A 24,866-nucleotide genomic window follows, 5' to 3' on the forward strand; every position below is an offset into this window, starting at 1 on the left:
GTTAGTTAACTATTTAGGCAATATAATTTCCACTTCAATCGTTTCCACGCTCTGGTTGCTATCAAGGGTTTTGAAATGGATGTCTGAAGATTTAGTGTATTTTTGAATAACGGCAATGATTTCTTTACGCATCTCTTCCATGTAGGGTAAATTTAAAGTGCGCTCTTTGGCTAAAATCAATTTCAATCTATCTGTTGCGGTGGTCGCGCTCCCTTTGTTTTTAAAAAAATCAAACAAACTCATGAAAATATCCCTTTTAACGCGCTAAAAAAGCCTCTTTTAGCCTTAAATTCCACGTATTCCACTTCTTCGCCTAAAATCCGTCTGGTGATGCGCTGGTAAGCCTTCGCGCTCTCGCAGTCCGTGCGAATCACCGGATCGCCCTTGTTGGTCGCTGAAATAATATGGTGATCTTCAGGAATGATCCCAATTAAAGGCAAGCATAAAATCTTAAGCACTTCTTCTATAGGAATCATCTCGCCATTTGCCACTAATTCAGGTTTTAAGCGATTGATTATCAAATGCTTATGCACTTCTTCGCCCCTTTTAGCCCGGTTAGACTTCGCGTCAATAATGCCAATCACTCTGTCGCTATCTCTTAAAGAACTCACTTCCGGCGTTACCACCACTAACGCCATGTCCGCATGCAAAATCGCATGCTCAAAACCGCTTTCAATCCCAGCCGGTGAGTCAATCAAAATATAGTCAAAATCCGCCCTTAAAGCGTTGATTAAAATCGCTACTTTTTCCTTATCTAAAACATTTTTATCCTTGCTTTGTGAAGCCGCTAAAAAAGAAAGGTTCTTAGTCTTTTTATCCGTGATTAAAGCCTGCGAAAGGTTGCAATTTTTTTCCATCACATCCACCACATCATAAACAATGCGATTTTCTAAGCCTAAAATCATATCCAAGTTCCTAAGGCCTATGTCAAAATCAACCGCTACGACTTTTTTACCGCTCTCAGCCAAGCCGATCGCTAAATTAGCCGTGGTGGTGCTTTTACCCACGCCCCCCTTACCTGAAGTGATAGTAACTACTATTGCCATATGATTCCTTTTAATTTAATGATTTATTTTTTATGATTGAATGGGGCGCGTAAAATTTCCCCAATTTGTTCTATTTTAGTCTCTTTAAGGGCTTTCCTCTCTGTGTTTAACCTGGGGTAATTCAAGCTCTTTTCCAGTAAAAAATCCTTAGCGAATGAGCCGTTTTGAATCTTTTTTAAGATTTTTTGCATGCGTTTTTTTAGCAGATTTCCCATAGGCTCTCTATTTTTAATCGCCCCAAATTCAGCGGTGTTAGAAATGTGTTTCCTTAAGCCCTCTACCCCCTTATAATGCAATAAATCCGCCACCAATTTCACTTCATGCACGCATTCAAAATAGGCTAATTCTTCAGGGTATCCTGCCTTAATTAAAGTTTCAAACCCCATTCTTACAATCGTTTCTAACCCCCCGCACAAAACCGCTTGCTCGCCGAATAAATCGCTCTCGCATTCTTCTTTAAAACTCGTTTCTAAAACCCCCATTCTCCCTCCGCCCATCGCTTTAGCATAGCTTAAAGCCACCGCTTTAGCGTTGTATTTTGAACTTTCTTGCTCTATGGCGATTAGATGGTATAAGCCCCTATTTTTAAGGTATTCTTCTCTTAAAGCGCTCCCGGGCCCTTTTGGCGCGACTAAAATCGCACCCACGCCTTTTGGAAGAATAACCTGATTGAAATGCACGCTAAAACCATGAGCAAAGCCTATAATTTGCCCCTCTTTTAAAAAAGGGATCACTTCTTTTTCTAACACTTCTTTATGCAATTCATCCGGGAGTAACGCCATGATCACATCCGATTGTTGGACTAATTCTTTGACTCCTAGCACCTCAAAGCCCTCTTTTTTTGCTTTTGAAACGCTCAAACTCCCTTGATACAAGCCAATACGCACCCTTACTTTAGAGTCCCTCAAATTGAGCGCTTGGGCTTCTCCTTGCGCGCCATAGCCAATAATACCCACTTGTAAGGATTGGATAACGCCTAAATCAATGTCTTTATCATAATAAACGGGTAATGCCAAAATCAAATCTCCTAGCGTGTTTAAGCAAGTATTTATTTTACCATAATGGGAGCGATAATGTTTAAAAACATGCAGAATGTTAAGAAATGGTGTGCTCGGAGGGATTCAAACCCCCGACCTACAGGACCGCAACCTGTTGCTCTATTCAGCTGAGCTACGAGCACTTTTAAAGAAGTGAAACGATGATTATAGCAAGAAAAGCTAATTTTTCACTTAAACGATGCGTTTTTTCTATTATAATTTAAGGCATGCAAAAAGATTACCAAAAACTCATCGCTTATTTATGCGATTTTTTAGAAAAAGAAGTTCAAAAAAAAGGCTTTAAAAAAGTCGTTTACGGGCTGAGTGGGGGGCTAGATAGCGCGGTCGTTGGGGTGCTATGCCAAAAAGTTTTTAAAGAAAACGCCCATGCCCTTTTAATGCCCTCTTCAGTCTCTATGCCAGAAAGTAAAACAGACGCTTTAAATTTGTGCGAAAAATTTTCTATCCCTTATACAGAATATTCTATCGCTCCCTATGACGCCATCTTTGGCTCTCACTTTAAAGACGCGAGCCTTACTAGAAAGGGGAATTTTTGCGCAAGATTGCGCATGGCTTTTTTATACGATTATTCTTTAAAAAGCGATTCTTTAGTCATTGGCACGAGCAATAAAAGCGAAAGAATGTTAGGCTATGGAACTTTATTTGGGGATTTGGCGTGCGCGATTAACCCGATTGGGGAATTATTTAAAACCGAAGTTTATGAACTCGCTTATTATTTAAATATCCCTAAAAAGATTTTAAATAAGCCCCCTAGCGCGGATTTATTTGTGGGGCAAAGCGATGAAAAAGATTTAGGCTATCCTTATAGCGTGATTGATCCTTTATTGAAGGATATTGAAGCGTTGTTCAAAAACAAGCCCATTGATGCAGAAACGCTCGCTCAATTAGGCTATGATGAAATTTTAGTGAAAAACATCACAAGCCGTATCCAAAAAAACGCTTTTAAATTAGAATTACCCACCATCGCTCAAAAATTTAACCCTGAATGAAAAGCGATAAACCCTTTTTAGAACGCTATTTTTATGACCCCACTCTTTTGCAAAAGGGGTTGATTTTCGCGCTCTATCCTTTTTCTTTAATTTATCAATGCATTGCCACAATTAAACGAAAAACTGCTAAAAAGCGTGATTTTAAAATCCCCCTTATCAGTATAGGCAACCTCATCGCTGGGGGGAGCGGTAAAACGCCCTTCATTTTAGAAATCGCTCCAAGATACCAAGAAGTGGCGGTTGTCTCTAGGGGGTATCAACGGGATTCTAAAGGCTTAGTGGTGGTGAGCGTTAAAGGAAACATTTTAGTTCCTCAAAAAACAGCGGGCGATGAAGCCTATCTTTTAGCCTTAAATTTAAAACAAGCGAGCGTGATTGTGAGCGAAAAAAGAGAGTTAGGCGTTTTAAAAGCCCTTGAATTAGGGGCAAAAATCGTGTTTTTAGACGATGGTTTTAGGTTTAATTTCAACCAATTCAATGCGCTTTTAAAGCCTAAAGTCCCCCCCTACTACCCCTTTTGTTTGCCTAGTGGGTTGTATAGAGAAAGCATTAAAAGCTATAAAGAAGCCCATTTAATCATTACAGAAGATAAGGATTATCAAAGAATAACTTCTATTTCTCACCCCACCAAACGCATGCTTTTAGTAACGGCTATCGCTAATCCTAGCAGGCTTGATGCGTTTTTACCCAAAGAAGTGGTTAAAAAATTGTATTTTAGAGACCATGCCCCTTTTGATTTGGAGCTTTTAGAAAAAGAGTTTTATCAAAATAACGCCACTTCCTTATTGGTTACTTCAAAAGATCTCGTCAAATTACAAGATTGCAACTTGCCCTTAAGCGTTCTGGATTTAAAACTAGAAATTGATCCTAAAATTTTAAAGAGAATTGATCGTTATATCCTTTCTTATCCTTGTAATACAAAAGAACGTCTATAAATTCCTTTTCTTTAGAGATAAAGCCTTTCAAACGCCCCTCTAACTCATAATGGTTTTTTTCATAAAAAGCGATCGCTTTGAAATTGTTTTCCATCACTTCTAAGTGCAAAGAATTTAATTGGAACTCTTCAAAAGCGATGCATTCTAAAGCTTTTAAAATAGCCTCTCCCCCATTTTTCAAAAAAGGGTTTTTATAAATCCCCAAATACCCATGCTTATGAAAAAAATTGATTTTAGTGATAGAGCCAACCCCTAAATAAACGCCCTCTTCTTTAAACAAAAAATAGCGGTGGTTAGGCGAGTTTTTTAAATCTTCTATGAATTGCAAATGCGTTTTTAAAGAAATAAAAGCGCTATACATCCATAAGGCAGTGTTTGGGTGGTTACGAAACTCTAAAACCAACAATTTTTCTCCATCGTTTAAATTAATAAAATCAATCGCTTGGATATTTCCATAAGAATAATTTTTTTTCAAATTTCTAAAAACTCCCTTAATGCGCCCTCTAGCTCACTCCCAAAAGCCAGGTTTTTTGCCCAGGCTTGATTTTTTTGAATTTGTAATTTTTCAAAATCTTTCGCTAAAGTTTTTAAACTCGTTTGTTTGAAGATGCCTGAATTTTCAAATTCTTGGCTTTGAATGATTTGATTAGAAGCAATAGGAATGATAAGAGAGGGCGTTTGAGAAAGGGCTAATTCATAGAGGGTTTGACCCGCAGCGCTAATGGCGCAAGCGCAAGATTTCATCAAAGAACTGAACTCCAAAGGGCTTAAAGGGCTGTAATAATGCGTGTTTTTGGGAGGATTTTTAGGCGTATAAGGTGAAATGATATGCAAATGCATGCCCTTATTTTCTAAAATTTTGACTATCTCTTTGAGTATTTTTTGCTCGCTCCCCCCTAGAGTGATCAGCACTTCTTTATTTTCTGTATTGATAGGGCGCTCATAGACAAAGCGAATATCAACAGGGTAAAACCCCACTCCCAAATAATACTGATAATCTTTTGATAAATGATGGTAGTGTTTTAAAGCGTTCAGCGTGGAATTCATGATCTTAGTGTTTTTAGGGTAAAACCCCTTAGCATGCTCTTTATCTTCTATGACCATAAGGCTTTTGGCTTTTTCTTTTAAAAGACAAAAATCCTTTGAATTTAAACGATAGCTGTCTGCAATCAACAAATCATCATTGCCAACACCCTCTAAAAAAGCGCTTATATTATTTTGCTTGTGCAAATAAAGATCCGCTTTGATTCCTAATTTTTCTATAACAGAAAGGATTTTTTCACAACGCCTCACATGCCCTAAACCGCTTGTTAAAAAACAATCGCACAAAATTTTTACTGGCATGCGTTTTTCAAACGGCTGTATTTGAGCTTGGCTAATTCTAAATCTTCTAAAGTGTCAATATCTTGGACTTCTAAGGGCGATAATTCTAAAGCGATGGAATTTGGGCTAAAAATAGGCCGCATTTCTTTAAAGGCTTGAGCCTTCCCCATATAAAACAATCCTGCGTCATGATAGAGCGTTTTTAAATCTTGCGTGCGCGTGTTTGAATGCTCTTTAAAAGCCATTTGAACGCCGTTTTCAAGGCTAAAAGAACGATAGGGCGAAACGCTAAATGGAGCGCATGTGAAAACATAATCCGTATTTTCTTTTAAAGTTTCAAAAGCGTTTTTTAAATGCTTTTCTTGTAAAAGTGCTGAAGTGCCATACAAGCAACACGCAATATCTTCATCTTTTAACTCTAATTCTTTCATGTGATAAGCCATCACTTCTAAAGTCGTGGCTCTATCGTGCGCTAAAACTTTAGGGCGTAAATTCAAAAAACTCGCCCCATAATTTTTAGCTATATGAACATATTCCATGCTGTCGCTAGAGATAAACACCTTTTCAAAAAGCTTGGAATTTAGCGCCGCTTCAATAGGGTAAGCGAGCATGGGTTTATTGAAAAAATCAATAATATTTTTATTCTTGATCCTTTTACTGGAACTTCTGGCTAAAACAATAGCGATCGCTCTCATGCTAGGCTTTGCTCTTTTTAATAAGGCATTTGGGTTTCCATCGCATCAGCAGCGAATTTCTTTTTATTGGAATCGCTCAAATGCCCTAAATTCGTGTATTCAATCTTAGCATCGGCTAAAAACTTGGATTGGATGGTGTTATTCCTTTCAATATCATAAGGGCGGATCACCCCGCTCACCTTAAGGATTTGCTTTTCCCCATCCACTAGCACTTCCTTATTCCCATAGATGAAATAATTCCCGTTTTCTAGCACTTTAATGATTCGAGCGCTCAACACGATCTCTAAATCTTCGCTCTTTTTTTGCGAGCCACCGCCTTTAAAATTCGTGTTATTGCTGGATTTGGTGAAATTGTAATTATTCTTATCGTCTAAATACTCCGCTTCTTTTTTCTTTCTTTCATCTAGCCCGTTATAAGTGAGTCTTGGGGGCGTGGAATTACCCCCTGAAGCGCTTTTATAATCTTTAGAGCTGGAATAATTCGCGCTCGCTTTTTCAGAGACAATGATTGTGATCAAATCGTTAGGCTTCATCGCCCTCCTGTCCGCAAATAAAGGGCGCTCGCCCTGCCCAAACAAACTCCCCAACTTGTTCAATTCAGGGATAAATTCTTTAGAGGGAGTTTCTTCTACATAATTGGGAGGGTTAAAATCAATTTTTGGCTCATTGGCTGATGCCATGCTGAATGCAACGCTAAACGCAACAGCCCCTAAATAAAGCGCCTTTTTCATCCACTAGCCTTACTTTTGAGTTATTTTAAGCCCTAAATTATACTCTCTTATAAAGAATAAATGCTTAATTTTGAGTAAGTTGTTGTAAAATTTAGATCTTTAAGATCTTTATAATGAAACTTACTATGCAGGAGATACAATTGAGAACCTTGTTAAAAATGTTAGTTGGCGCAAGCTTGCTAACACACGCCTTAGTAGCTAAAGAAGAAAGCGCAGCACCTTCTTGGACGAAAAATTTGTATATGGGAGTCAATTACCAAACAGGTTCTATCAATTTAATGACTAATATCCATGAAGTTAGAGAAGTTACTAACTATCAAACCGGTTACACCAATATCATAACCAGCGTTAATAGCGTTAGAAAACTTACCAACATGGGATCTAATGGGATTGGATTAGTCATGGGCTATAACCACTTTTTCCATCCGGATAAAATCTTGGGCTTGCGCTATTTTGCTTTCTTAGACTGGCAAGGCTATGGCATGAGATACCCTAAAGGCTATTATGGCGGCAATAACATGATCACTTATGGCGTGGGCGTGGATGCGGTGTGGAATTTCTTCCAAGGGAGTTTCTATCAAGATGACATTAGCGTGGATATTGGCGTTTTTGGGGGGATTGCGATTGCTGGGAATAGCTGGTATATTGGCAGTAAAGGGCAGGAATTGTTAGGCATCACTAACAGCAGCGCGGTTGATAACACCTCTTTTCAATTCCTCTTTAACTTTGGTCTCAAGGCTTTATTTGTAGATGAACATGAATTTGAAATCGGGTTTAAATTCCCCACCATTAATAACAAATACTACACCACTGATGCACTCAAGGTTCAAATGCGTAGGGTCTTTGCCTTTTATGTGGGGTATAATTACCACTTCTAAAAGGGCTTTTAAAACCCAACGCAACTCCCTAACATCTTTTGGTAATAGCTCTTGGCTTTGAGGATCGTTTCTGTGTCATCGGTTTTTAAAAGCACTTCGTAATTGTTTTCAAAAGCGTTTTTGCTCCAATTCGCTGAGCCTAAAAACACGATCTTATCATCAATGATCGCCACTTTTTGGTGCATGATGCCGTAATAATTCCCGTTTTTAGCCTTAAGCCCTTTCAATAAGCACACTTTCGTGTTAGGGTATTTGTCTAAATAGCCAATAGTGGATTGCTTGTTATTGTGATTGCTTTCATAATCATAAATGATTTGCACCTTAATCCCCCTACTCGCTACGCTTTTAATCGCTCTTGCAATATCTCTGTGCGTGAAACTATAAATAGCGATTTTCACGCTCTCTCTGGCGTTACTAATGCCAGAAACTAAAGCGTTCAAAGCGTCTCTTTGTTCATAAGGCAAGACAAATAAGCTGTTTTTAGCTTGCAAAACCCCTAAACAGCCCACTAACACGCCCACGCCAACGATTTTTTTAAACTTGTTTAACATCAAATGATCCTTATTTTAAATTACACTCTATGATAAAAACAACCAACCAAGTGGAATTTTGATTATAATAAAAGATTTAAAAAAAGCGATAAAATGGATAGGCTTAAAGAAGCGTTTCTTATCAAATAAGGAGTCCCTAAAATGAAAATGATTCTATTCAACCAAAACCCCATGATCACAAAGCTGCTTGAGAGCGTCTCTAAGAAATTAGAATTGCCTATGGAAAATTTTAACCACTATCAAGAGCTATCTGCGTGCCTTAAAGAAGATCCAGAATGGATTTTGATAGCCGATGATGAATGTTTGGAAAAACTAGACCAAGTGGATTGGCTAGAATTAAAAGAGATCATCTCTCAAAATAAAAACAGCGTGTGCATGTATAAAAAGGGCAATGAAGCGCAACCCTTCTTAGAGGGCTTTGAGATGAAAATCAAAAAACCTTTTTTACCCACTGAAGTTTTAAAAATCTTTCAAAAAAAGCTTGGTTCTAACATAAACGAGCTAGAGCCTAGCCAGAATTTAGACCCCACTCAAGAAGTTTTAGAAACCAATTGGGACGAATTAGAAAATTTAGGCGATTTAGAAGCCCTAGCCAAAGAAGAGCCTAACAATGAAGAGCAACTACTCCCCACTTTAAACGATCAAGAAGAAAAAGAAGAGATTAAAAAAGAAGAAAAAGAAGAGGTTAAAGAAACTCCCCAAGAAGAAGAAAAGCCTAAAGATGATGAAACGCAAGAGAGTGAAACCTCCAAAGATGAAGAAGTTTCTAAAGAGTTGGAAACGCAAGAAGAAGTTAAAGAAGAAACGCAAGAAGAGCGAGTCAAAGAACAAGAGCCAATCAAAGAAGAAACGCAAGAAGAAGTTAAAGAAGAAACGCAAGAAAAAACACAAGATTCCCCAAGCGCGCAAGAATTAGAGGCCATGCAAGAATTAGTCAAAGAAATCCAAGAAAACTCTAACGAGGATAAAAAAGAAACCCAAGAAAGCGCAGAAACACCGCAAGATGTAGAAATCCCACAAGCACAAGATAAAGAAACGCAAGAATTAGAAATCCCTAAAGAAGAAACCCAAGAAAACGCAGAAATCCCTAAAGAAGAAACCCAAGAAAAAGAAACCCAAGAAAGCGCAAAAACACCGCAAGATGTAGAAAACCCACAAGAAAACGCAGAAATCCCACAAGAAGAAGCCCAAGAAAAAGAAACCCAAGAAAACGCAGAAATCCCACAAGAAGAAGCCCAAGAAAAAGAAACCCAAGAAAACGCAGAAATCCCACAAGAAGAAGCCCAAGAAAGCACAGAAATACCGCAAGAAAAAGAAACCCAAGAAGACCATTACGAAACCATTGAAGACATTCCTGAGCCGGTGATGGCTAAAGCGATGGGGGAAGAATTGCCCTTTTTAAATGAAGCCGTTGCAGAAACTCCTAACAATGAAAACGACACAGAAACCTCCAAGAATGAGAACAACACAGAAACCCCGCAAGAAAAAGAAGAAAGCGATAAAACTTCCAGCCCCCTAGAATTGCGCTTGAATTTGCAAGATTTATTAAAAAGCCTGAATCAAGAGTCCTTAAAAAGCCTTTTAGAAAACAAGACCTTAAGCATTAAAATCACTTTAGAGGATAAGAAACCTAATGCATAATGATTTTAATTTACTCATCCTTTCAGGCCCTAGCGGAGCGGGTAAAAGCACCCTTACAAAGTATTTGCAAGAAAAAATCCCCAAAACCCATTTTTCCCTTTCCACCACCACACGAAAGCCTAGAGAGGGCGAAGTTGATGGCTTGCATTATAATTTTGTCAGCGAAGAAGAATTCAAACAAGGCATAGAAAAAGGGCAGTTTTTAGAATGGGCGATCGTGCATAACCACTACTATGGCACTTCTAAAATCCCTGTAGAAAAAGCCTTAAAAGAGGGCAAAATCGTCATTTTTGATATTGATGTGCAAGGGCATGAGATCCTTAAAAAGCATTACCCTAACGCATGCTCAGTCTTTATTAGCACCAAAAACCAAGAGATTTTAAAAGAGCGCTTGCTTTTAAGGGGGACGGATTCTAAAGAGACGATAGAAAAACGCTTGATCAACGCTTATAAAGAAATGCAGTGCTTGGAGAGCTTTGATTACCTCATCATCAATGAAGATTTAGAAAAATCCAAAGAAATCATCTTAAGCATCGCAAAAACTTTAGTCCATCGCTTAAAAGCGTTTAATTTTGAAAAAATATGCAAGGCTTGGAAAAACGAATCCTTATAAAACCTATCAATTATTTTTTAAAAAAGCTATAATTCAAGAAAAAACCAACCAATAGTTTAAGGAGTAAAATATGGGCGGATTCACAAGCATATGGCATTGGGTCATTGTTTTATTAGTGATTGTGTTGTTATTTGGGGCTAAAAAGATCCCAGAGTTGGCTAAAGGTTTAGGCAGTGGGATTAAAAATTTCAAAAAAGCCGTGAAAGATGATGAAGAAGAGGCTAAAAATGAGCCAAAAACCCTAGACGCTCAAGCAACGCAAACCAAAGTGCATGAGAGTAGCGAGATTAAAAGCAAACAAGAAAGTTAAACATGCACACTCTCATTAAGGGCGTTTTAGAAGAGATTTTAGAAGCTGAAGTCATTATTGAATACCCTAAAGACAGAGAGCATGGGCATTACGCTACGCCCATTGCTTTCAATCTCGCCAAAGTTTTTAAAAAATCGCCCCTAGTTATCGCTGAAGAGTTAGCCCTTAAAATCAGCACGCACGAAAAAACTCAAGGGTTTTTTGACAGCGTAGTGGCTTGCAAGGGCTATATCAATTTCACGCTTTCTTTAGATTTTTTGGAGCGTTTCACTCAAAAGGCTTTAGAATTAAAAGAACAATTTGGCTCTCAAGTTAAAAGCGAACATTCTCAAAAAATTTTTTTAGAATTCGTGAGCGCTAACCCCACAGGGCCTTTACACATAGGGCATGCTAGAGGGGCGGTGTTTGGCGATAGTTTGGCTAAAATCGCTCGCTTTTTAGGGCATGAAGTTTTGTGCGAATATTATGTTAATGACATGGGATCTCAAATCCGCTTGTTAGGGCTTTCGGTATGGCTCGCTTACAGAGAGCATGTTTTAAAAGAAAGCGTAACTTATCCGGAAGTCTTTTACAAAGGCGAATACATCATTGAAATCGCTAAAAAGGCGAACAACGATTTAGAGCCAAGCCTTTTTAAAGAAAACGAAGAGACGATCATTGAAATTTTAAGCGGCTACGCTAAAGATCTAATGCTTTTAGAAATTAAGGATAATTTAGACGCTTTAGGCATTCATTTTGATTCCTATGCGAGCGAAAAAGAAATTTTTAAACATAAAGATGCGGTGTTTGAACGATTAGAAAAAGCGAACGCCCTTTATGAAAAGGATTCTAAAATCTGGCTCAAATCTTCACTCTATCAAGATGAAAGCGATCGGGTGCTCATTAAAGAAGATAAAAGTTGCACTTATTTAGCCGGCGATATTGTCTATCATAATGAAAAATTCCAACAAAATTATACCAAATATACCAACATTTGGGGGGCAGACCACCACGGCTATATCGCTAGAGTGAAAGCCAGCCTTGAGTTTTTGGGCCATGATTCCAACAAACTTGAAGTCTTACTCGCTCAAATGGTGCGCTTGCTCAAAGATAACGAGCCTTACAAGATGAGTAAAAGAGCGGGTAATTTTATTTTGATTAAAGATGTGGTTGATGATGTGGGTAAGGATGCTTTAAGGTTTATTTTTTTGAGCAAACGGCTTGACACTCATTTAGAATTTGATGTCAATACTTTAAAAAAGCAGGACAGCTCAAACCCTATTTATTATATCCATTACGCTAATTCGCGCATCCACACCATGCTAGAAAAATCGCCTTTCTCTAAAGAAGAGATCTTGCAAACCCCTTTAAAAAATTTAAACGCTGAAGAAAAATACCTGCTTTTTAGCGCTTTAAGCTTGCCTAAAGCGATTGAATCCTCTTTTGAAGAATACGGCTTGCAAAAAATGTGCGAATACGCAAAAACCCTCGCTTCAGAATTCCACCGCTTCTATAACGCTGGAAAAATCTTAGACACCCCTAAAGCTAAGGAGCTTTTAAAAATTTGTTTAATGGTGAGTTTGAGTTTGACTAACGCTTTCAAACTTTTAGGCATAGAAATCAAAACCAAAATTTCCGCTAAGGATTAAGCTAATATTTAATTTTTTGTTATAACATTCCCCTTATTTTTTGAAACTAAGGAGAATATTTTGCTTAATCGTATTATAGAACACATGAACGCTCACCATGTAGAAGACATGAAAGGTTTGTTGAAAAAATTTGGGCAGGTCCATCACGCTGAAAATGTCGCCTTTAAAAGCGTGGATTCTCAAGGCATTGTGATTGGTTATAACCACAATCAAACCTTAAGGATTGAATTTAACCACGAAGTTAAAGACCCCAAAGACTACAAAAACGCTATCATTGAATTGTGTCAAAGCGTGGAAAAAACCCATGATTTAAAAGGCGTGGAAGAAGAGGTTAAAGCCTTTAAAGAAAGCTTTGATTCTGTTTGTTTGGCGACCTTACACCCTAATGGGCATGTGGTATGCTCTTATGCGCCTTTAATGAGCGATGGCAAACAATACTACATTTATGTGAGCGAAGTGGCTGAACATTTTGCGGGCCTTAAAAACAACCCACACAATGTGGAAGTGATGTTTTTAGAAGACGAGAGCAAGGCTAAATCAGCTATTTTGAGGAAACGCTTGCGTTATAAAACCAACGCTCGTTTTATTGAAAGAGGGGCGGAGTTTGACAAAGCGTTTGATTCTTTCATTGAAAAAACCGGCGGTGCTGGGGGCATTAAAACCATTCGCACCATGCAAGATTTCCATTTGATCGCATTGGATTTCAAAGAAGGGCGTTTTGTGAAGGGCTTTGGTCAAGCTTATGATATTTTAGGCGACAAAATCGCTTATGTTGGGGGTAAAGGCAACCCACACGATTTCGCTCACAAGAAATAAATTTTCTCACCCATATAAGGGGCAAACGCCCCAAAAGAGTGCTTTTTAAAGAGGTTACGGCAAAATCAAGCTCTTTAGTATTTAATCTTAAAAAATGCTAAAAGTCTTTTTATGGGCTAACACCACACAAAAAGCATCAAAAAAAATGACAAAATTTTTAAGAAAATGACAAAAAAAAACGCTTTATGCTATAATACTCCAAATACATTCCAATGCAAGTGCATTCTAATGCAAATGTATTTTAATGTATAGAATCCCTAATACTAATCCAATTTAATCCAAAAAGGAGAAAAAACATGAAAAAACACATCCTTTCATTAACTTTAGGTTCGCTTTTAGTTTCCACTTTGAGCGCTGAAGACGACGGCTTTTACACAAGCGTAGGCTATCAAATCGGTGAAGCCGCTCAAATGGTGAAAAACACCAAAGGCATCCAAGATCTTTCAGATCGTTATGAAAACTTGAACAATCTTTTAACCCGATACAGCACCCTAAACACCCTTATCAAATTGTCCGCTGACCCGAGCGCGATCAATGCGGTGCGTGAAAATCTGGGCGCGAGCGCGAAGAATTTGATCGGCGATAAAGCCAACTCCCCGGCTTATCAAGCCGTGCTTTTAGCGATCAACGCGGCGGTAGGGTTTTGGAATGTCTTAGGCTATGTTACGCAATGCGGGGGTAGCGCTAATGGTCAAAAAAGCACCTCTTCAACCACCATCTTCAACAACGAGCCAGGGTATCGATCCACTTCCATCACTTGCTCTTTGAACGGGTATACGCCTGGATACTACGGCCCTATGAGCATTGAAAATTTTAAAAAGATTAACGAAGCCTATCAGATCCTCCAAACGGCTTTAAAAAAAGGCTTACCCGCGCTCAAAGAAAACAACGGAACGGTGAATGTAAGCTATACTTACACATGCTCAGGGGAAGGGAATGATAACTGCTCGGAAAAAGCCACAGGTGTAAAAAACCAACATGGCGGAACCACGACTAAAATCCAAACCATAGACGGCAAAAGCGTAACCACCACGATCAGTTCAAAAGTCGTTGATTCAACCGCACTAGGTAACACCCAACGTGTCTCCTACACCGAAATCACTAACCAATTAGACGGTGTGCCTAATAGCGCTCAAGCGCTCTTAGCGCAAGCGAGCACGCTCATTAACACCATCAACACGGCATGCCCGTATTTCCATGCTAATAATAGTAGTGAGGCTAATGCCCCAAAATTCTCTACTACTACTGGGAAAATATGCGGCGCTTTTTCAGAAGAAATCAGCGCGATCCAAAAGATGATCACGGACGCGCAAGAGCTGGTCAATCAAACGAGCGTCATTAACGAGCATGAACAATCAACCCCAGTAGGCGGTAATAATGGCAAGCCTTTCAACCCTTTCACAGACGCTAGCTTCGCTCAAGGCATGCTCGCTAACGCTAGCGCGCAAGCCAAAATGCTCAATTTAGCCCATCAGGTGGGGCAAGCCATTAACCCTGACAATCTTACCGGGAGTTTTAAAAATTTTGTTACAGGCTTTTTAGCCACATGCAACAACCCTTCAACAGCTGGCACTAGTGGCACACAAGGTTCAGCTCTTGGCACGGTTACCACTCAAACTTTCGCTTCCGGTTGCGCCTATGTGAAACAAACCCTGGATAATTTAGACAACAGCATCGCTCATTTTGGCACTCAAGAGCAGCAGATACAGCAAGCCGAAAACATCGCTGACACTTTGGTGAATTTCAGATCTAGATACAGCGAATTGGGCAACACCTATAACAGCATCACTACTGCGCTCTCCAAAGTCCCTAACGGCTCAAGCTTGCAAAACGTGGTGGGAAAAAAGAATAACCCCTATAGCCCACAAGGCATAGAAACCAATTACTACTTGAATCAAAATTCTTACAACCAAATCCAAACCATCAACCAAGAATTAGGGCGTAATCCCTTTAGGAAAGTGGGCATCGTCGGTTCTCAAACCAACAATGGTGCCATGAATGGGATCGGTATTCAAGTGGGTTACAAGCAATTCTTTGGGCAAAAAAGAAAATGGGGCGCTAGGTATTACGGCTTTTTTGATTACAACCATGCGTTCATCAAATCCAGCTTCTTCAACTCGGCTTCTGACGTGTGGACTTATGGTTTTGGAGCGGACGCTCTCTATAATTTCATCAACGATAAAGCCACCAATTTCTTAGGCAAGAACAACAAGCTTTCCGTGGGGCTTTTTGGCGGGATTGCGTTAGCGGGGACTTCATGGCTCAATTCTGAGTACGTGAATTTAGCCACCGTGAATAATGTCTATAACGCTAAAATGAACGTGGCGAACTTCCAATTCTTATTCAACATGGGAGTGAGGATGAATTTAGCCAGATCCAAGAAAAAAGGCAGCGATCATGCGGCTCAGCATGGGATTGAGTTAGGCGTGAAAATCCCCACCATCAACACCAATTACTATTCTTTTATGGGGGCTGAACTCAAATACCGCAGGCTTTATAGCGTGTATTTGAATTATGTGTTCGCTTACTAGAAGCTAAAAACCCTTTGTGAAACTCTCTCTTTTAAGGGGTTTCTTTTAAATTTTTTTTTGGGGGGTTTCTTTTGAAGCCTTTGTTTTTGAATTCTCTTTGTTTTTGAACCCTCTTTCTTTTTGGGGGATTTTAATGAAAAATCTTTTTTCTTTTGAACCCCCTCTCTTAAATCCTCTTTTTTTTAGGGGGTTTCTTGTTTTGAACCCTTTGTTTTAGGGGGCTTCTTATTGAGAGATTTCTTTTCTTAAACTCTCTTTTCTTAAACACTTTGTTTTTTTGGGGTGGTTTGATGAAAAATCTTTTTTCTTTTGAACCCTTTTCTTTTAAACTTTCTTTTTTTAAACCCTTTTCTTTTAAACTTTCTTTTTTTAAACCCTTTTCTTTTAAACTTTCTTTTTTTAAACCCTTTCTTTTTTAAAGCTTTTTTTTTAAACTTTCTTTTTAAAGTCTTTCTTTTTGTAGGGGTTTTATCTTTTTCTTTGCCAATCCCCACTGCTTTCGCTTTTCAATCTTTAAGTTTTGATTTTTTGGGGGGTTTGATGCAAAATCTTTTTTAGTATTTTTAGTCAGTGAAAAGCTTGATGCTAAGTTAAGGTTTTTAAAAAACGCTTCTTTAGGGGGGTTTAGTAGGGTTAAAAGGGGGAGAATGGTTTCAAAGTGCTTCCTATCCATTTAAGAAAATAAAATAAAACTTTAATAAAATAAGTTTTATTATAAAAACAAATCTAAAACGATTATTTTTCACTCACAGAACTTTTATTTTTTTAAACTTTTTTAAAATTTTTTACTAAAAGATCTTTTAATCTTTTCACTGATTTTTCAATCCGATTCTTTTTAATCTTTTGATCTTTAATCTTTTCATTAACTTCCCAATCCGCTTTTTAATCTTTAAGTTTTGCTTTCTAGCTTTTTAATCTTGCTCTATCGCTTGCGCTATAATGAACTGATCTTATATTTTTAATAAAGGAATAAAGCATGCCAAACACCACCGCAGAAAAAGACTACACAAAATACAGCGAAAAACAGCTTTTTAATTTAATCCATCAATTAGAGCGAAAAATCAAAAAGATGCAAAATGATAGAGTTTCTTTTAAAGAAAAAATGGCTAAAGAATTGGAAAAAAGGGATCAAAACTTTAAGGATAAAATAGACGCATTAAATGAACTCTTGCAAAAAATCAGCCAAGCTTTTGATGATAAAAGAGATTGTTGTTTGGGGCATGAGATCCCAAACATTCAAACGCAACAAGCCATGAGAGATGCGGTGAATGGGGTTAATCTCACTCAAATTGATAATTTAGATGATCTTACAAACGAGTTAAAAAGAGAAAATAATAAAGGTTTTGAAAATGTATGCTTTAGCGTTTGATTTAAAGATTGAGATTTTAAAAAAAGAATACGGAGAACCCTACAATAAAGCCTATGATGATTTAAGGCAAGAATTAGAGCTATTAGGGTTTGAAAACACTCAAGGGAGCGTTTATGTTAATTATTCTAAAGAAAACACTTTAGTGCAAGTCTATAAAGCGATCAATAAACTCTCTCAAATTGAGTGGTTTAAAAAGTCTGTTAGGGATATTAGAGCGTTTAAGGTAGAGGACTTTAGCGATTTTACTGAGATTGTGAAATCCTAGTGTTTAGCCAAATTTTTAAAATTTTTGGCACTTATAGAGTGAAAAGCAACGCTTTTTTTAGTAAGACTAGGCAGTCATAGCGAGTTGTTTTGAACCGCCCACACCACTCATAACGCTTAAAAAGAACACAACAATCGCATGCTAACCCTCTAAACCGCTATAAAAAATAACTTAAGCGTTCAACTCTACTTTTTCTCATTGATGCTCTCCTTTAAGCCTAGCCCATAGTTAAATCTCTGTTTCATCAATTGATCACCACCGCAAAGAAGCCTTATTCTAGTAAAAGCCTTGTTTTTATGAAGCGCTTTTGAAGCAAGCTCTATAACGCTAATAACCAACTCTTTTTTTCTCAATCGTGGGGCCTCTTTAATGATACGGGTATTGATAAAGAACGCTCCTTAAAAATTTATTCTTATCTCGCTTTTATTATGTGCTATCAATTAACAAGTTTCAATATAATATAAGATCTTGTTTTTTTATAATTTGTCGTTTATTAAGGATCAAAATGCGCGTGTTTGTTTGCTTTTTAGGGGTTTTTGTGTCTAACGGCTTGGCTCGTTTTGGCTATGTGGTTTTAATCCCCCTACTCATTTTATCAGGGAGTTTAACACCACACCAAAGCTTCCAATTAGGTATTGCGGTGTTAATGGGCTATGTTTTTGGGAGTTTTTTAATCCAATTTTTAAGCCCGTTAATGTCATTAGAAAGCATCGCTAAAATCAGTTTTGGCTTGATCGCTTTGAGTTTTTTAATCTGTTATTTTGATAGTATCCCTTTTTTTTGGCTTTGGATCTGGCGTTTTATCGCCGGTGTGGCTAGTAGCGCGTTAATGATTTTAGTCGCTCCTCTCTCTTTACCTTATGTCAAAGAACATAAAAAAGCCTTAGTGGGGGGGCTTATTTTCAGTGCTGTAGGCATTGGATCTGTCTTTAGCGGGTTTGTTCTGCCATGGATTAGCTCTTATAATATCAAATGGGCATGGATTTTTTTAGGGGGCAGTTGTTTGATAGCCTTTATCCTTTCCTTAGTGGGGTTAAAAACCCGTTCTTTAAGGAAAAAATCCGTTAAAAAAGAAGAAAGCGCGTTTAAAATCCCCTTTCATTTGTGGTTATTGCTCATTTCTTGTGCGCTCAATGCGATTGGTTTTTTACCGCACACGCTTTTTTGGGTGGATTATTTGATCCGTCATTTAAATATCTCCCCCACTATCGCTGGAACTTCGTGGGCGTTTTTTGGCTTTGGAGCCACGCTTGGCTCTTTAATCAGCGGCCCCATGGCTCAAAAGCTAGGGGCTAAAAACGCCAACATCTTTATCCTCATTTTAAAATCTATCGCATGCTTTTTACCCATTTTTTTCCACCAAATCTCTTTACTCAATTTAAGCATCTTTATAATGGGAGCGGCCACAACCGCCAATATCAATTTATTCAGCATGATGGCTTTAAAAATTGCAGGCGCAAAGCATTTCGCCAAAGCGTCTTCGTGGGTGGTGTTTTCTTTTGGCATTTTCCAAGCGCTTTTCTCGTATCTTTTTACGATCTTTTTAGGGGATTTGGGCTATGTTTTGATTTTTGTTATTTGTGGGGTGTGTTTGGTTTTAAGCTTCATCGTTCTTTTCCCCATTAAAATGCAAACAGCTACCAATAAATAGAAAAATTATGGGGTTTCAAAACCCTTGATGCCGAGAAAATCCTTAAAACCCTTTAAGGAATTTAAGATTTTTTCACGCTCTAAATGGCGCGTGATAAAAACGAGATTAGAGCCGTTTTGATCCTTTAAAATATGCTTAGGCGGGTAAATGACATGCATCACGCCGTTAATACTCACTAAAAGATCGCTTCCAATATCAATAATCCCCTTGATGCGTAAAATCTGCGTGCCGTATTGATGCAACAACAAACTCAGCCAAATCCCAAACGCGCTCCACTCCATCGCCCCTTCAAAATTAATGCTTAAAGTTTCAAAGCCTTGCGAGTGCGAATCTTTTGCTGGCAAGATCGCACGATGCGCTCTATTGTTGCGTGAAAAAAAGCTTTCGTAATCTATACTTTTCTTGTCAAAAATTTCTGCGCTAGGGTTAAGGGATTGTATCCGCTCTTTTAATTTGATTAAAGCCGCGCTGTCGTTTTGCAAATCCGTTTTGGTCAATAAAACGCTATCAGCAAAAACGATTTGCTCTTTAGCTTCATTGTTGGTTAAATGCTCTCTAGCATTCAATGCATCCACGCAAGCCACCACGCTTTGAATCTCAAAATGCACCCCTAAAAAAACATCGCTCAAAATCGTCCATAAAATCGGCGCCGGGTTGGCTAAACCGGTGGTTTCAATGATGATGCGCTTTAAAATTTCGCCGCACCATTCATAGTTATTGAGCGCGGCTTTTAGAGACTCCACTAAATCTAAGCGTTTGTTGCAACACACGCACCCTGCATTAAGATAGAGCATTTTTTCACCGCAATATTGAACGCTTAAGATGCGTTGATCCAAGGCGGCTTGACCGATTTCATTAATGATAAGGGCAACGCCTTGGTGATCTATTTGGTTTAAATATTCGCTCAAAAAACTCGTTTTACCGCTACCTAAAAAACCGGTGATGAGCGTGATAGGGATTTTGGGCATCAGCGAGTGGCTTGTGTATTTTGATTTAAAAACGCTAACAGATGAGAATCTAGCGCGTCCATCTCTTTTTTGGCTAAGTTTTGCGCCTTATCCCACAAATCGCCTAAATCATTCACCATCACGCTCTGCCCTTTTTTATCGCACAACACAAACTTCGCGCCTTGCCAATCATTAATTTTTAGCCCATAAAACGCTAGGATTTGATTGAGCAATCTTACTCGTTTGAGTCGCGCTCTTTTGCGCTCCCTGGCGTTTTCATTGGTGCTAATAAGTGCATTTGGCTTTCTCAAATTTTCATCAATCTCATAACTATCGCTCCTATCAGTCCAATGAAAAGAACTGATAAGCTCCCCGCATAAAACACACATCTTCCAACCTTTTAAACCTAAATCATGCTACAATTTTACTGAAAAAAACAAGAATAAATCTAGTGCTATTTAATTGTTTATTATAGGGAATTTAATGCAGGATCATAGAACTCTTACGCTAGAAAATATTTACACACCAGATGAAATAACAGATGCGCTTTCATTGTTACAATCTTGCGGTATTGAATCGATTGTCAATCCTTCAAATATCACGCTTAATTTTGACATTGTGGATTTAAAAATGCTTGAATCTACTACACAAAATACGCTGGTTCAAAAGACATTAGAGGAGTTGTATAAAATTCGCTCATTTTCCAGTCAAAATGGCAAAATCGTATTTAAAAGCTTCAACAAAGCCAAAAAAGTCGCCAACAAGAAGCAAAACGCAAAGGCAAGATTGGCTTACGAATCTTACAAAAAAGAGTTTAGCAAGGAGACGAATGAAATCCAAAACTATCTTAATCAAATTTACTGCGAAGATAGCTTGGAGTTTTTAAAAAAGCTCCCAAATAATTGCATAGATATAGTGCTAACTTCGCCACCTTACAACTTTGGCATCAATTACAACGCAACACAGGATACAAATCTTTGGCAAGAGTATTTCAACACGCTTTTTGCTATTTTTAAAGAGTGTATTCGTGTATTAAAAAGCGAAGGGCGAATCATTGTCAATATCCAGCCTATGTTTAGCGATTATATCCCTACGCACCATTTTATCAGCAAATTTTTTATTGATGAAGGGCTTATTTGGAAAGGCGAGATTTTATGGGAAAAAAATAACTACAACTGCAAATACTGCACTTGGGGAAGCTGGAAAAGCCCTGCTGCACCCTATTTAAAATATTCGTGGGAATTTATTGAAATTTTTTGCAAAAATAGTCTTAAAAAAGAGGGCGATAAAAACAGCATTGACATAACCGATGATGAGTTTAAAAAGTGGGTTTATGGCAAGTGGAACTTTGCCCCAGAACGCAACATGAAACAATACGGGCATGATGCAATGTTCCCAGAAGAATTAGTAAAGCGGTGTTTAAAACTATTTTCTTATCAAAATGATATTGTATTAGACCCATTTAATGGTGCAGGGACAACGACAAAAGTCGCCAAACAACTAGGACGCCGTTTCATAGGCATAGACATTAGCGAAAGATATTGTGAAGTAGCAAAAGAGAGATTAAAAGAGACAACAAATCTCTTTAATACAGTGGTTTAATGTGGGTTCTATCAAAGACATTATACAAGTTTATAATAGCGTGGTTAAAGGTATTGATAAAGATGCTCATGGGCAAGATAGCAGAGCATATGGCGGAGTTATAAGAAGCGCTAAAGGCAAATTACTAGAAGATATCAGCGAAGAGATTGTAAAAATAGCGTGGCAAAATATTGGCGGCAAAGCTAATAGGCTTGAAATAAATTCTAATAAAATAAAGATTCCTATCAAAGACAGCTACATAGAAAATATAGCCAACAAACAAGTAAGGGCATATATATTAGAGCGTAAGAAAGATTATTATTACGGATTGAGCGTTGATAAACATATATTTGTGGATAATCAATTGGTTATGGGGATAGAATGTAAAGCCTATACGGAAAACGCTATGCTAAAGCGAATATTAGTAGATTTTCATCTCCTTAAGACTTTATATCCAAATATATCTTGTTATTTATTTCAGCTAGAAAGTCAATTAGGAGGGGATTATTCAGCTTTGCCAGAAACCCTATTGGGATCAAAACCCACGCATTCTATAATGAGCTACTTTGAAAGCGTGAATCTAAATATAGTAACCTTACTCAAAGGCGAAAGAGACATAAACCAACCCATACACAAAAATTTCAAACCTTTAGAAGAAGAAAATCTAAAGAAAACAATCAAACTAATGGAGAATGAATTGAAAGTTTATTTGTAGCAGTTAGTGTGAATCCCGCTAAATCCACACCAGCTTAGACACAATCCCAACCGCTATTTTTTTCTAGGGTTTCGTTTTAAAAAATCGTCAGCGATTTCATTGAATGTTACCCAACGCACATGATCATGTTTGTTGATATGCTCAATGATTTTTTCATGCATGAGCAACACTTGCGGACGGGCGCTCACATCAGGGTGGATTGTCATGCTAAACACCGCATAATCCATCTCACGATAAACCCAATCAAATTGATCGATCCACATTTGCCCTATATCGTGCGGGCTTACAAAACCAAAACTATTGGGGGATTTTTTGATGAACATCATCGGTGGCAAATCGTCCAAATACCAGTTTGCAGGGATTTCCACCAGATCGGTTTCCACCCCACGGATTAAAGGCTTCATCCAATCCTTGGCTTCCAAACTATAATCAATCTTGCTCCAACTATCCCCCACGCGCACGAAATAGGGCGTGAAATCATTGTGCATGAGCGAGTGGTCGTATTTGAAGCCGTGTTTTAAAAGCAATTCATTAGTGATATTAGAAAACTCCCACCACGGCGCCACATAGCCTGTGGGGGCTTTGCCGGTGAGATCTTTAATCAATTCAATGCTTTTTAACAAAACATCTTCTTCTTGCTTAGCGCTCATAGCGATAGGGTTTTCATGCGAATACCCATGCGCGCCCACTTCATGCCCTGCATCCACGATCATTTTCATTTGCTCAGGGAAAGTTTCAATAGAATGCCCCGGCGCAAACCAAGTCGCAGGGAGATGGTATTTTTTAAACAATTTCAAAAGCCGTGGGATCCCCACTTCACCCGCAAAAAGCCCGCGCGAAATATCATCAGGCGAATCCTCCCCACCATAGCTCCCTAGCCAACCAGCCACCGCATCAATATCCACGCCATAAGCCACTAAAATTTCTTTTGCCATAATCGCTCCTTTTTAAGTGAGTTTTCCAAACCCCTTTTTGGTGAGTTTGGTGTCAAAATCTTGTAAATAAGGGATTTTTTGGCGTTGCAGTGCCACTTCGTTTAAATCCATTTCAGCGATAACGACTTCATTAAGCTTGGTGGCTTGCGCGATGATTTTCCCATTGGGCGCGATGATTCTTGAATCGCCGGCAAACTCTAGCGTTTGTTTTAATTTAGCGTTAGTTTCTTCCCCACTATGATTGCACGCGCACACAAAACAGCCATTTTCTAACGCTCTAGCCTTGCTCAACAAATCCCAATTATAAACCCTAGCTTTGCCAAACGCGCTAGGATAGATTAAAACATCAGCCCCTTGTAACGCTAAAAGATTCGCGCCCACGCCAAAGCCGATTTCATAGCAAATTTGCAAACCCACTTTCGCGCTAAAATCCCCAAAATCCAGCGTAAAAACCTCGTATTTTTTGCCCCTTTTGAAGTGCGATTTTTCATCGCCCCACAAATAAATCTTGCGGTGTTTTCCAACGATTTTTCCTTTTGGTGAAATGATATAAGCGCTGTCGTAGAGTTTTTTATCCGTTTTTTCAATGCTGCACGCTACTAGATGCACTTTATTAGACTTTGCAAAATCGCTTAACGCTCTCAACGACTCGTTTTTTAGCTCGCCATGCTCTATCGCTTTAAGATTTATCCCAAACTCTGCGTCTTTATCATTCACACAATAACCGCTATCAAACAATTCCGGTAAAACAATGAGATTTGCACCTTTGTTGTGGGCTTCTTTAGCCAGATTGAGCGCTAATTGCAGGTTTTCATTTAAAGCGTAGGGTTTGGATTGCATTTGAATCACAGCGGTTTTTAGGATTCTTTTAGTGGGATTTTTTGCTTTCAAGATCCACTCCCATTTTTGTTTTTATTGTATAGGATTAGAAATTAAAAGAGGGTTAAAGGGGTTAAAATCCATAGGAGTTTGTGTCAAAACTTACCATTATTATTCAAAAATCGTAATAACGCACTAGAGAGCGAGCTCACAAACACGCCAATAAGAAAGATTAGCCCGTTAAAAAGATGCGAGAATAAAAGCGCTCCTAAAATGCTTAATAAAACCCCATACCCCCCTAAACGCCACACATTGAAAGACATTTCCAAGCCCAGGGCGAATTTTTGGAATTTTTGCTTTTCTTCTTTTTCTCCATTTTGTTTCCTTAAATCCAAACGCTTTTTAACGCCGTAATACGAAGACAACGCCACGATAAAAAACCCTAAAAACCCCCCTTCAAAATTCAAAACCCCTTGAAATGCTTGGAAAAAATAAACGATGATCGCGCTAACGATATTAATAGAAAGTAAAATAAGCAAGCATTTGATTTGGCACATGGGCTTTTATGGTATTTATTTTGTTTTGTTTTGTGTGTATTTGGGGTCTTTGGCTAATTCTTCATAATCTTTTTGCATGTTTTTATAAGCTTTATAGACATTGAGAAAGCTCGCTAATACGCCCCAAATAACCCCAAGCCAAAAAAGCCACGAAATGTGAGTGAGCTTTTTAAGCCCATAGCCTATAGCCACGCCCATAAGGATCGCTACCACCATAGAAAGCCCTAAGCTCAAATAATTCGCCCCCTCTATGAATTTATAATACTTTGGCTTTTTCAAAAA

The 24,866-nt window shown here is 38.3% G+C and carries 28 protein-coding genes and 1 tRNA gene; 14 read left to right on the plus strand and 15 right to left on the minus strand.

Translation table 11 applies throughout. The annotated features are described in order from the left end of the window. Positions 1-9: 9 nt before the first annotated feature. From minE to DQL14_RS07375, 4 genes are all read right to left on the minus strand, one after another. Positions 10-243, minus strand: a complete 234-nt coding sequence (minE, locus tag DQL14_RS07360) for a cell division topological specificity factor MinE (RefSeq protein WP_000051425.1) — start codon at positions 241-243, stop codon at positions 10-12. Then, positions 240-1,046 carry a septum site-determining protein MinD gene (gene minD / locus DQL14_RS07365; protein ID WP_108169259.1) on the minus strand — a complete coding sequence of 269 codons (807 nt, stop codon included), beginning with the start codon at positions 1,044-1,046 and terminating at the stop codon, positions 240-242. The genes minE and minD overlap by 4 nt, the downstream gene beginning before the upstream one ends. 23 nt (positions 1,047-1,069) lie before the next feature. After that, the gene (ilvC, locus tag DQL14_RS07370; protein ID WP_108169260.1) at positions 1,070-2,062 is read right to left on the minus strand and encodes a ketol-acid reductoisomerase; all 993 of its coding nucleotides are present in this window, start codon (positions 2,060-2,062) and stop codon (positions 1,070-1,072) included. A gap of 87 nt (positions 2,063-2,149) precedes the next feature. Further along, positions 2,150-2,226, minus strand: a tRNA-Arg gene (locus DQL14_RS07375). A gap of 84 nt (positions 2,227-2,310) precedes the next feature. On the opposite strand from DQL14_RS07375, the gene DQL14_RS07380 reads away from it, so the two are divergent. Both DQL14_RS07380 and DQL14_RS07385 read left to right on the plus strand, forming a co-directional pair. Then, positions 2,311-3,093, plus strand: a complete 783-nt coding sequence (locus DQL14_RS07380) for an NAD+ synthase (RefSeq protein WP_108169261.1) — start codon at positions 2,311-2,313, stop codon at positions 3,091-3,093. After that, positions 3,090-4,028, plus strand: coding sequence for a tetraacyldisaccharide 4'-kinase (locus DQL14_RS07385; protein WP_108169262.1), 939 nt, complete (start codon positions 3,090-3,092; stop codon positions 4,026-4,028). Before DQL14_RS07380 ends, DQL14_RS07385 begins: the two co-directional genes overlap by 4 nt. Here DQL14_RS07385 and pseH read toward each other — a convergent pair. Genes pseH through flgH form a run of 4 tightly spaced genes read right to left on the minus strand, consistent with a single transcriptional unit; the run spans position 3,961 to position 6,777 of the window. Next, positions 3,961-4,503 (minus strand): UDP-4-amino-4,6-dideoxy-N-acetyl-beta-L-altrosamine N-acetyltransferase, encoded by a 543-nt coding sequence (gene pseH / locus DQL14_RS07390; RefSeq protein ID WP_108169263.1) that lies wholly within the window; start codon positions 4,501-4,503, stop codon positions 3,961-3,963. The two genes, DQL14_RS07385 and pseH, sit on opposite strands and share 68 nt — an antisense overlap. Beyond that, a complete protein-coding gene (locus tag DQL14_RS07395) occupies positions 4,500-5,372 on the minus strand; it encodes a CMP-N-acetylneuraminic acid synthetase (protein ID WP_231952832.1) in 873 nt (290 codons plus the stop codon). The genes pseH and DQL14_RS07395 overlap by 4 nt, the downstream gene beginning before the upstream one ends. Beyond that, positions 5,363-6,046, minus strand: coding sequence for a pseudaminic acid cytidylyltransferase (gene pseF, locus DQL14_RS07400; protein WP_108169265.1), 684 nt, complete (start codon positions 6,044-6,046; stop codon positions 5,363-5,365). Before pseF ends, DQL14_RS07395 begins: the two co-directional genes overlap by 10 nt. A 17-nt stretch (positions 6,047-6,063) precedes the next feature. After that, a complete protein-coding gene (gene flgH, locus DQL14_RS07405; RefSeq protein WP_000709989.1) occupies positions 6,064-6,777 on the minus strand; it encodes a flagellar basal body L-ring protein FlgH in 714 nt (237 codons plus the stop codon). A 140-nt stretch (positions 6,778-6,917) separates the two neighbouring features. Here flgH and DQL14_RS07410 point away from each other — a divergent pair, with 140 nt between their 5' ends. Next, the gene (locus DQL14_RS07410; protein WP_014534945.1) at positions 6,918-7,655 is read left to right on the plus strand and encodes an outer membrane protein; all 738 of its coding nucleotides are present in this window, start codon (positions 6,918-6,920) and stop codon (positions 7,653-7,655) included. A gap of 8 nt (positions 7,656-7,663) precedes the next feature. Here DQL14_RS07410 and DQL14_RS07415 read toward each other — a convergent pair whose 3' ends face one another. Further along, positions 7,664-8,206 carry a phospholipase D-like domain-containing protein gene (locus DQL14_RS07415; RefSeq protein WP_000932487.1) on the minus strand — a complete coding sequence of 181 codons (543 nt, stop codon included), beginning with the start codon at positions 8,204-8,206 and terminating at the stop codon, positions 7,664-7,666. Between the two features lie 141 nt (positions 8,207-8,347). Between DQL14_RS07415 and DQL14_RS07420 the strand changes: the two genes are divergently transcribed. The 9 genes from DQL14_RS07420 (at position 8,348) to DQL14_RS07470 (ending at position 19,030) form a co-directional block, all read left to right on the plus strand. After that, complete coding sequence (locus DQL14_RS07420; RefSeq protein ID WP_108169266.1) at positions 8,348-9,847, plus strand: midas domain-containing protein; 1,500 nt, start codon at positions 8,348-8,350, stop codon at positions 9,845-9,847. Further along, positions 9,840-10,460, plus strand: coding sequence for a guanylate kinase (gmk, locus tag DQL14_RS07425; protein ID WP_000551229.1), 621 nt, complete (start codon positions 9,840-9,842; stop codon positions 10,458-10,460). The genes DQL14_RS07420 and gmk overlap by 8 nt, the downstream gene beginning before the upstream one ends. A gap of 70 nt (positions 10,461-10,530) precedes the next feature. After that, complete coding sequence (tatA, locus tag DQL14_RS07430; RefSeq protein ID WP_000508588.1) at positions 10,531-10,770, plus strand: twin-arginine translocase TatA/TatE family subunit; 240 nt, start codon at positions 10,531-10,533, stop codon at positions 10,768-10,770. Positions 10,771-10,772: 2 nt separating this feature from the next. Next, entirely contained in the window at positions 10,773-12,398 is a 1,626-nt protein-coding gene (gene argS / locus DQL14_RS07435; protein WP_108169267.1) for an arginine--tRNA ligase, read from the plus strand. Between the two features lie 60 nt (positions 12,399-12,458). Further along, complete coding sequence (locus DQL14_RS07440) at positions 12,459-13,214, plus strand: HugZ family heme oxygenase (protein ID WP_108169268.1); 756 nt, start codon at positions 12,459-12,461, stop codon at positions 13,212-13,214. A gap of 296 nt (positions 13,215-13,510) precedes the next feature. Further along, positions 13,511-15,745: a Hop family adhesin BabA gene (gene babA, locus DQL14_RS07450; RefSeq protein ID WP_108169269.1), complete on the plus strand. Its 2,235-nt coding sequence runs from the start codon at positions 13,511-13,513 to the stop codon at positions 15,743-15,745. Between the two features lie 976 nt (positions 15,746-16,721). After that, positions 16,722-17,114, plus strand: a complete 393-nt coding sequence (locus DQL14_RS07460) for a type II toxin-antitoxin system HP0895 family antitoxin (protein WP_108169271.1) — start codon at positions 16,722-16,724, stop codon at positions 17,112-17,114. Further along, a complete protein-coding gene (vapD, locus tag DQL14_RS07465; RefSeq protein WP_000271048.1) occupies positions 17,095-17,379 on the plus strand; it encodes an endoribonuclease VapD in 285 nt (94 codons plus the stop codon). The genes DQL14_RS07460 and vapD overlap by 20 nt, the downstream gene beginning before the upstream one ends. Before the next feature lie 505 nt (positions 17,380-17,884). Further along, positions 17,885-19,030, plus strand: a complete 1,146-nt coding sequence (locus tag DQL14_RS07470; RefSeq protein ID WP_108169272.1) for a YbfB/YjiJ family MFS transporter — start codon at positions 17,885-17,887, stop codon at positions 19,028-19,030. Positions 19,031-19,035: 5 nt separating this feature from the next. On the opposite strand, the gene DQL14_RS07475 is transcribed toward DQL14_RS07470, so the two are convergent. Both DQL14_RS07475 and DQL14_RS07480 read right to left on the minus strand, forming a co-directional pair. After that, on the minus strand, positions 19,036-19,998 hold the full coding sequence (locus tag DQL14_RS07475) for a CobW family GTP-binding protein (RefSeq protein ID WP_108169273.1): 963 nt from the start codon (positions 19,996-19,998) through the stop codon (positions 19,036-19,038). Then, entirely contained in the window at positions 19,998-20,366 is a 369-nt protein-coding gene (locus DQL14_RS07480; protein ID WP_108169274.1) for a hypothetical protein, read from the minus strand. The genes DQL14_RS07475 and DQL14_RS07480 overlap by 1 nt, the downstream gene beginning before the upstream one ends. Before the next feature lie 94 nt (positions 20,367-20,460). On the opposite strand from DQL14_RS07480, the gene DQL14_RS07485 reads away from it, so the two are divergent. Then, positions 20,461-21,579 (plus strand): DNA-methyltransferase, encoded by a 1,119-nt coding sequence (locus tag DQL14_RS07485; protein ID WP_108169275.1) that lies wholly within the window; start codon positions 20,461-20,463, stop codon positions 21,577-21,579. Between the two features lies 1 nt (position 21,580). After that, positions 21,581-22,273, plus strand: coding sequence for a restriction endonuclease (locus DQL14_RS07490; RefSeq protein WP_108169276.1), 693 nt, complete (start codon positions 21,581-21,583; stop codon positions 22,271-22,273). A gap of 53 nt (positions 22,274-22,326) precedes the next feature. On the opposite strand, the gene DQL14_RS07495 is transcribed toward DQL14_RS07490, so the two are convergent. The 4 genes from DQL14_RS07495 to DQL14_RS07510 form a co-directional block, all read right to left on the minus strand. Further along, positions 22,327-23,208 (minus strand): polysaccharide deacetylase family protein, encoded by an 882-nt coding sequence (locus tag DQL14_RS07495; RefSeq protein ID WP_108169277.1) that lies wholly within the window; start codon positions 23,206-23,208, stop codon positions 22,327-22,329. A 12-nt stretch (positions 23,209-23,220) separates the two neighbouring features. Further along, positions 23,221-24,099 carry a carbon-nitrogen hydrolase family protein gene (locus tag DQL14_RS07500; protein ID WP_108169278.1) on the minus strand — a complete coding sequence of 293 codons (879 nt, stop codon included), beginning with the start codon at positions 24,097-24,099 and terminating at the stop codon, positions 23,221-23,223. 83 nt (positions 24,100-24,182) lie between these two features. After that, positions 24,183-24,584 carry a hypothetical protein gene (locus tag DQL14_RS07505; RefSeq protein WP_108169279.1) on the minus strand — a complete coding sequence of 134 codons (402 nt, stop codon included), beginning with the start codon at positions 24,582-24,584 and terminating at the stop codon, positions 24,183-24,185. Positions 24,585-24,599: 15 nt separating this feature from the next. After that, complete coding sequence (locus tag DQL14_RS07510) at positions 24,600-24,863, minus strand: AtpZ/AtpI family protein (RefSeq protein WP_000743087.1); 264 nt, start codon at positions 24,861-24,863, stop codon at positions 24,600-24,602. Positions 24,864-24,866: the final 3 nt, after the last annotated feature.

The organism is Helicobacter pylori NCTC 11637 = CCUG 17874 = ATCC 43504 = JCM 12093 (genome assembly GCF_900478295.1).
GTDB classification, from domain to species: Bacteria; Campylobacterota; Campylobacteria; order Campylobacterales; family Helicobacteraceae; genus Helicobacter; species Helicobacter pylori.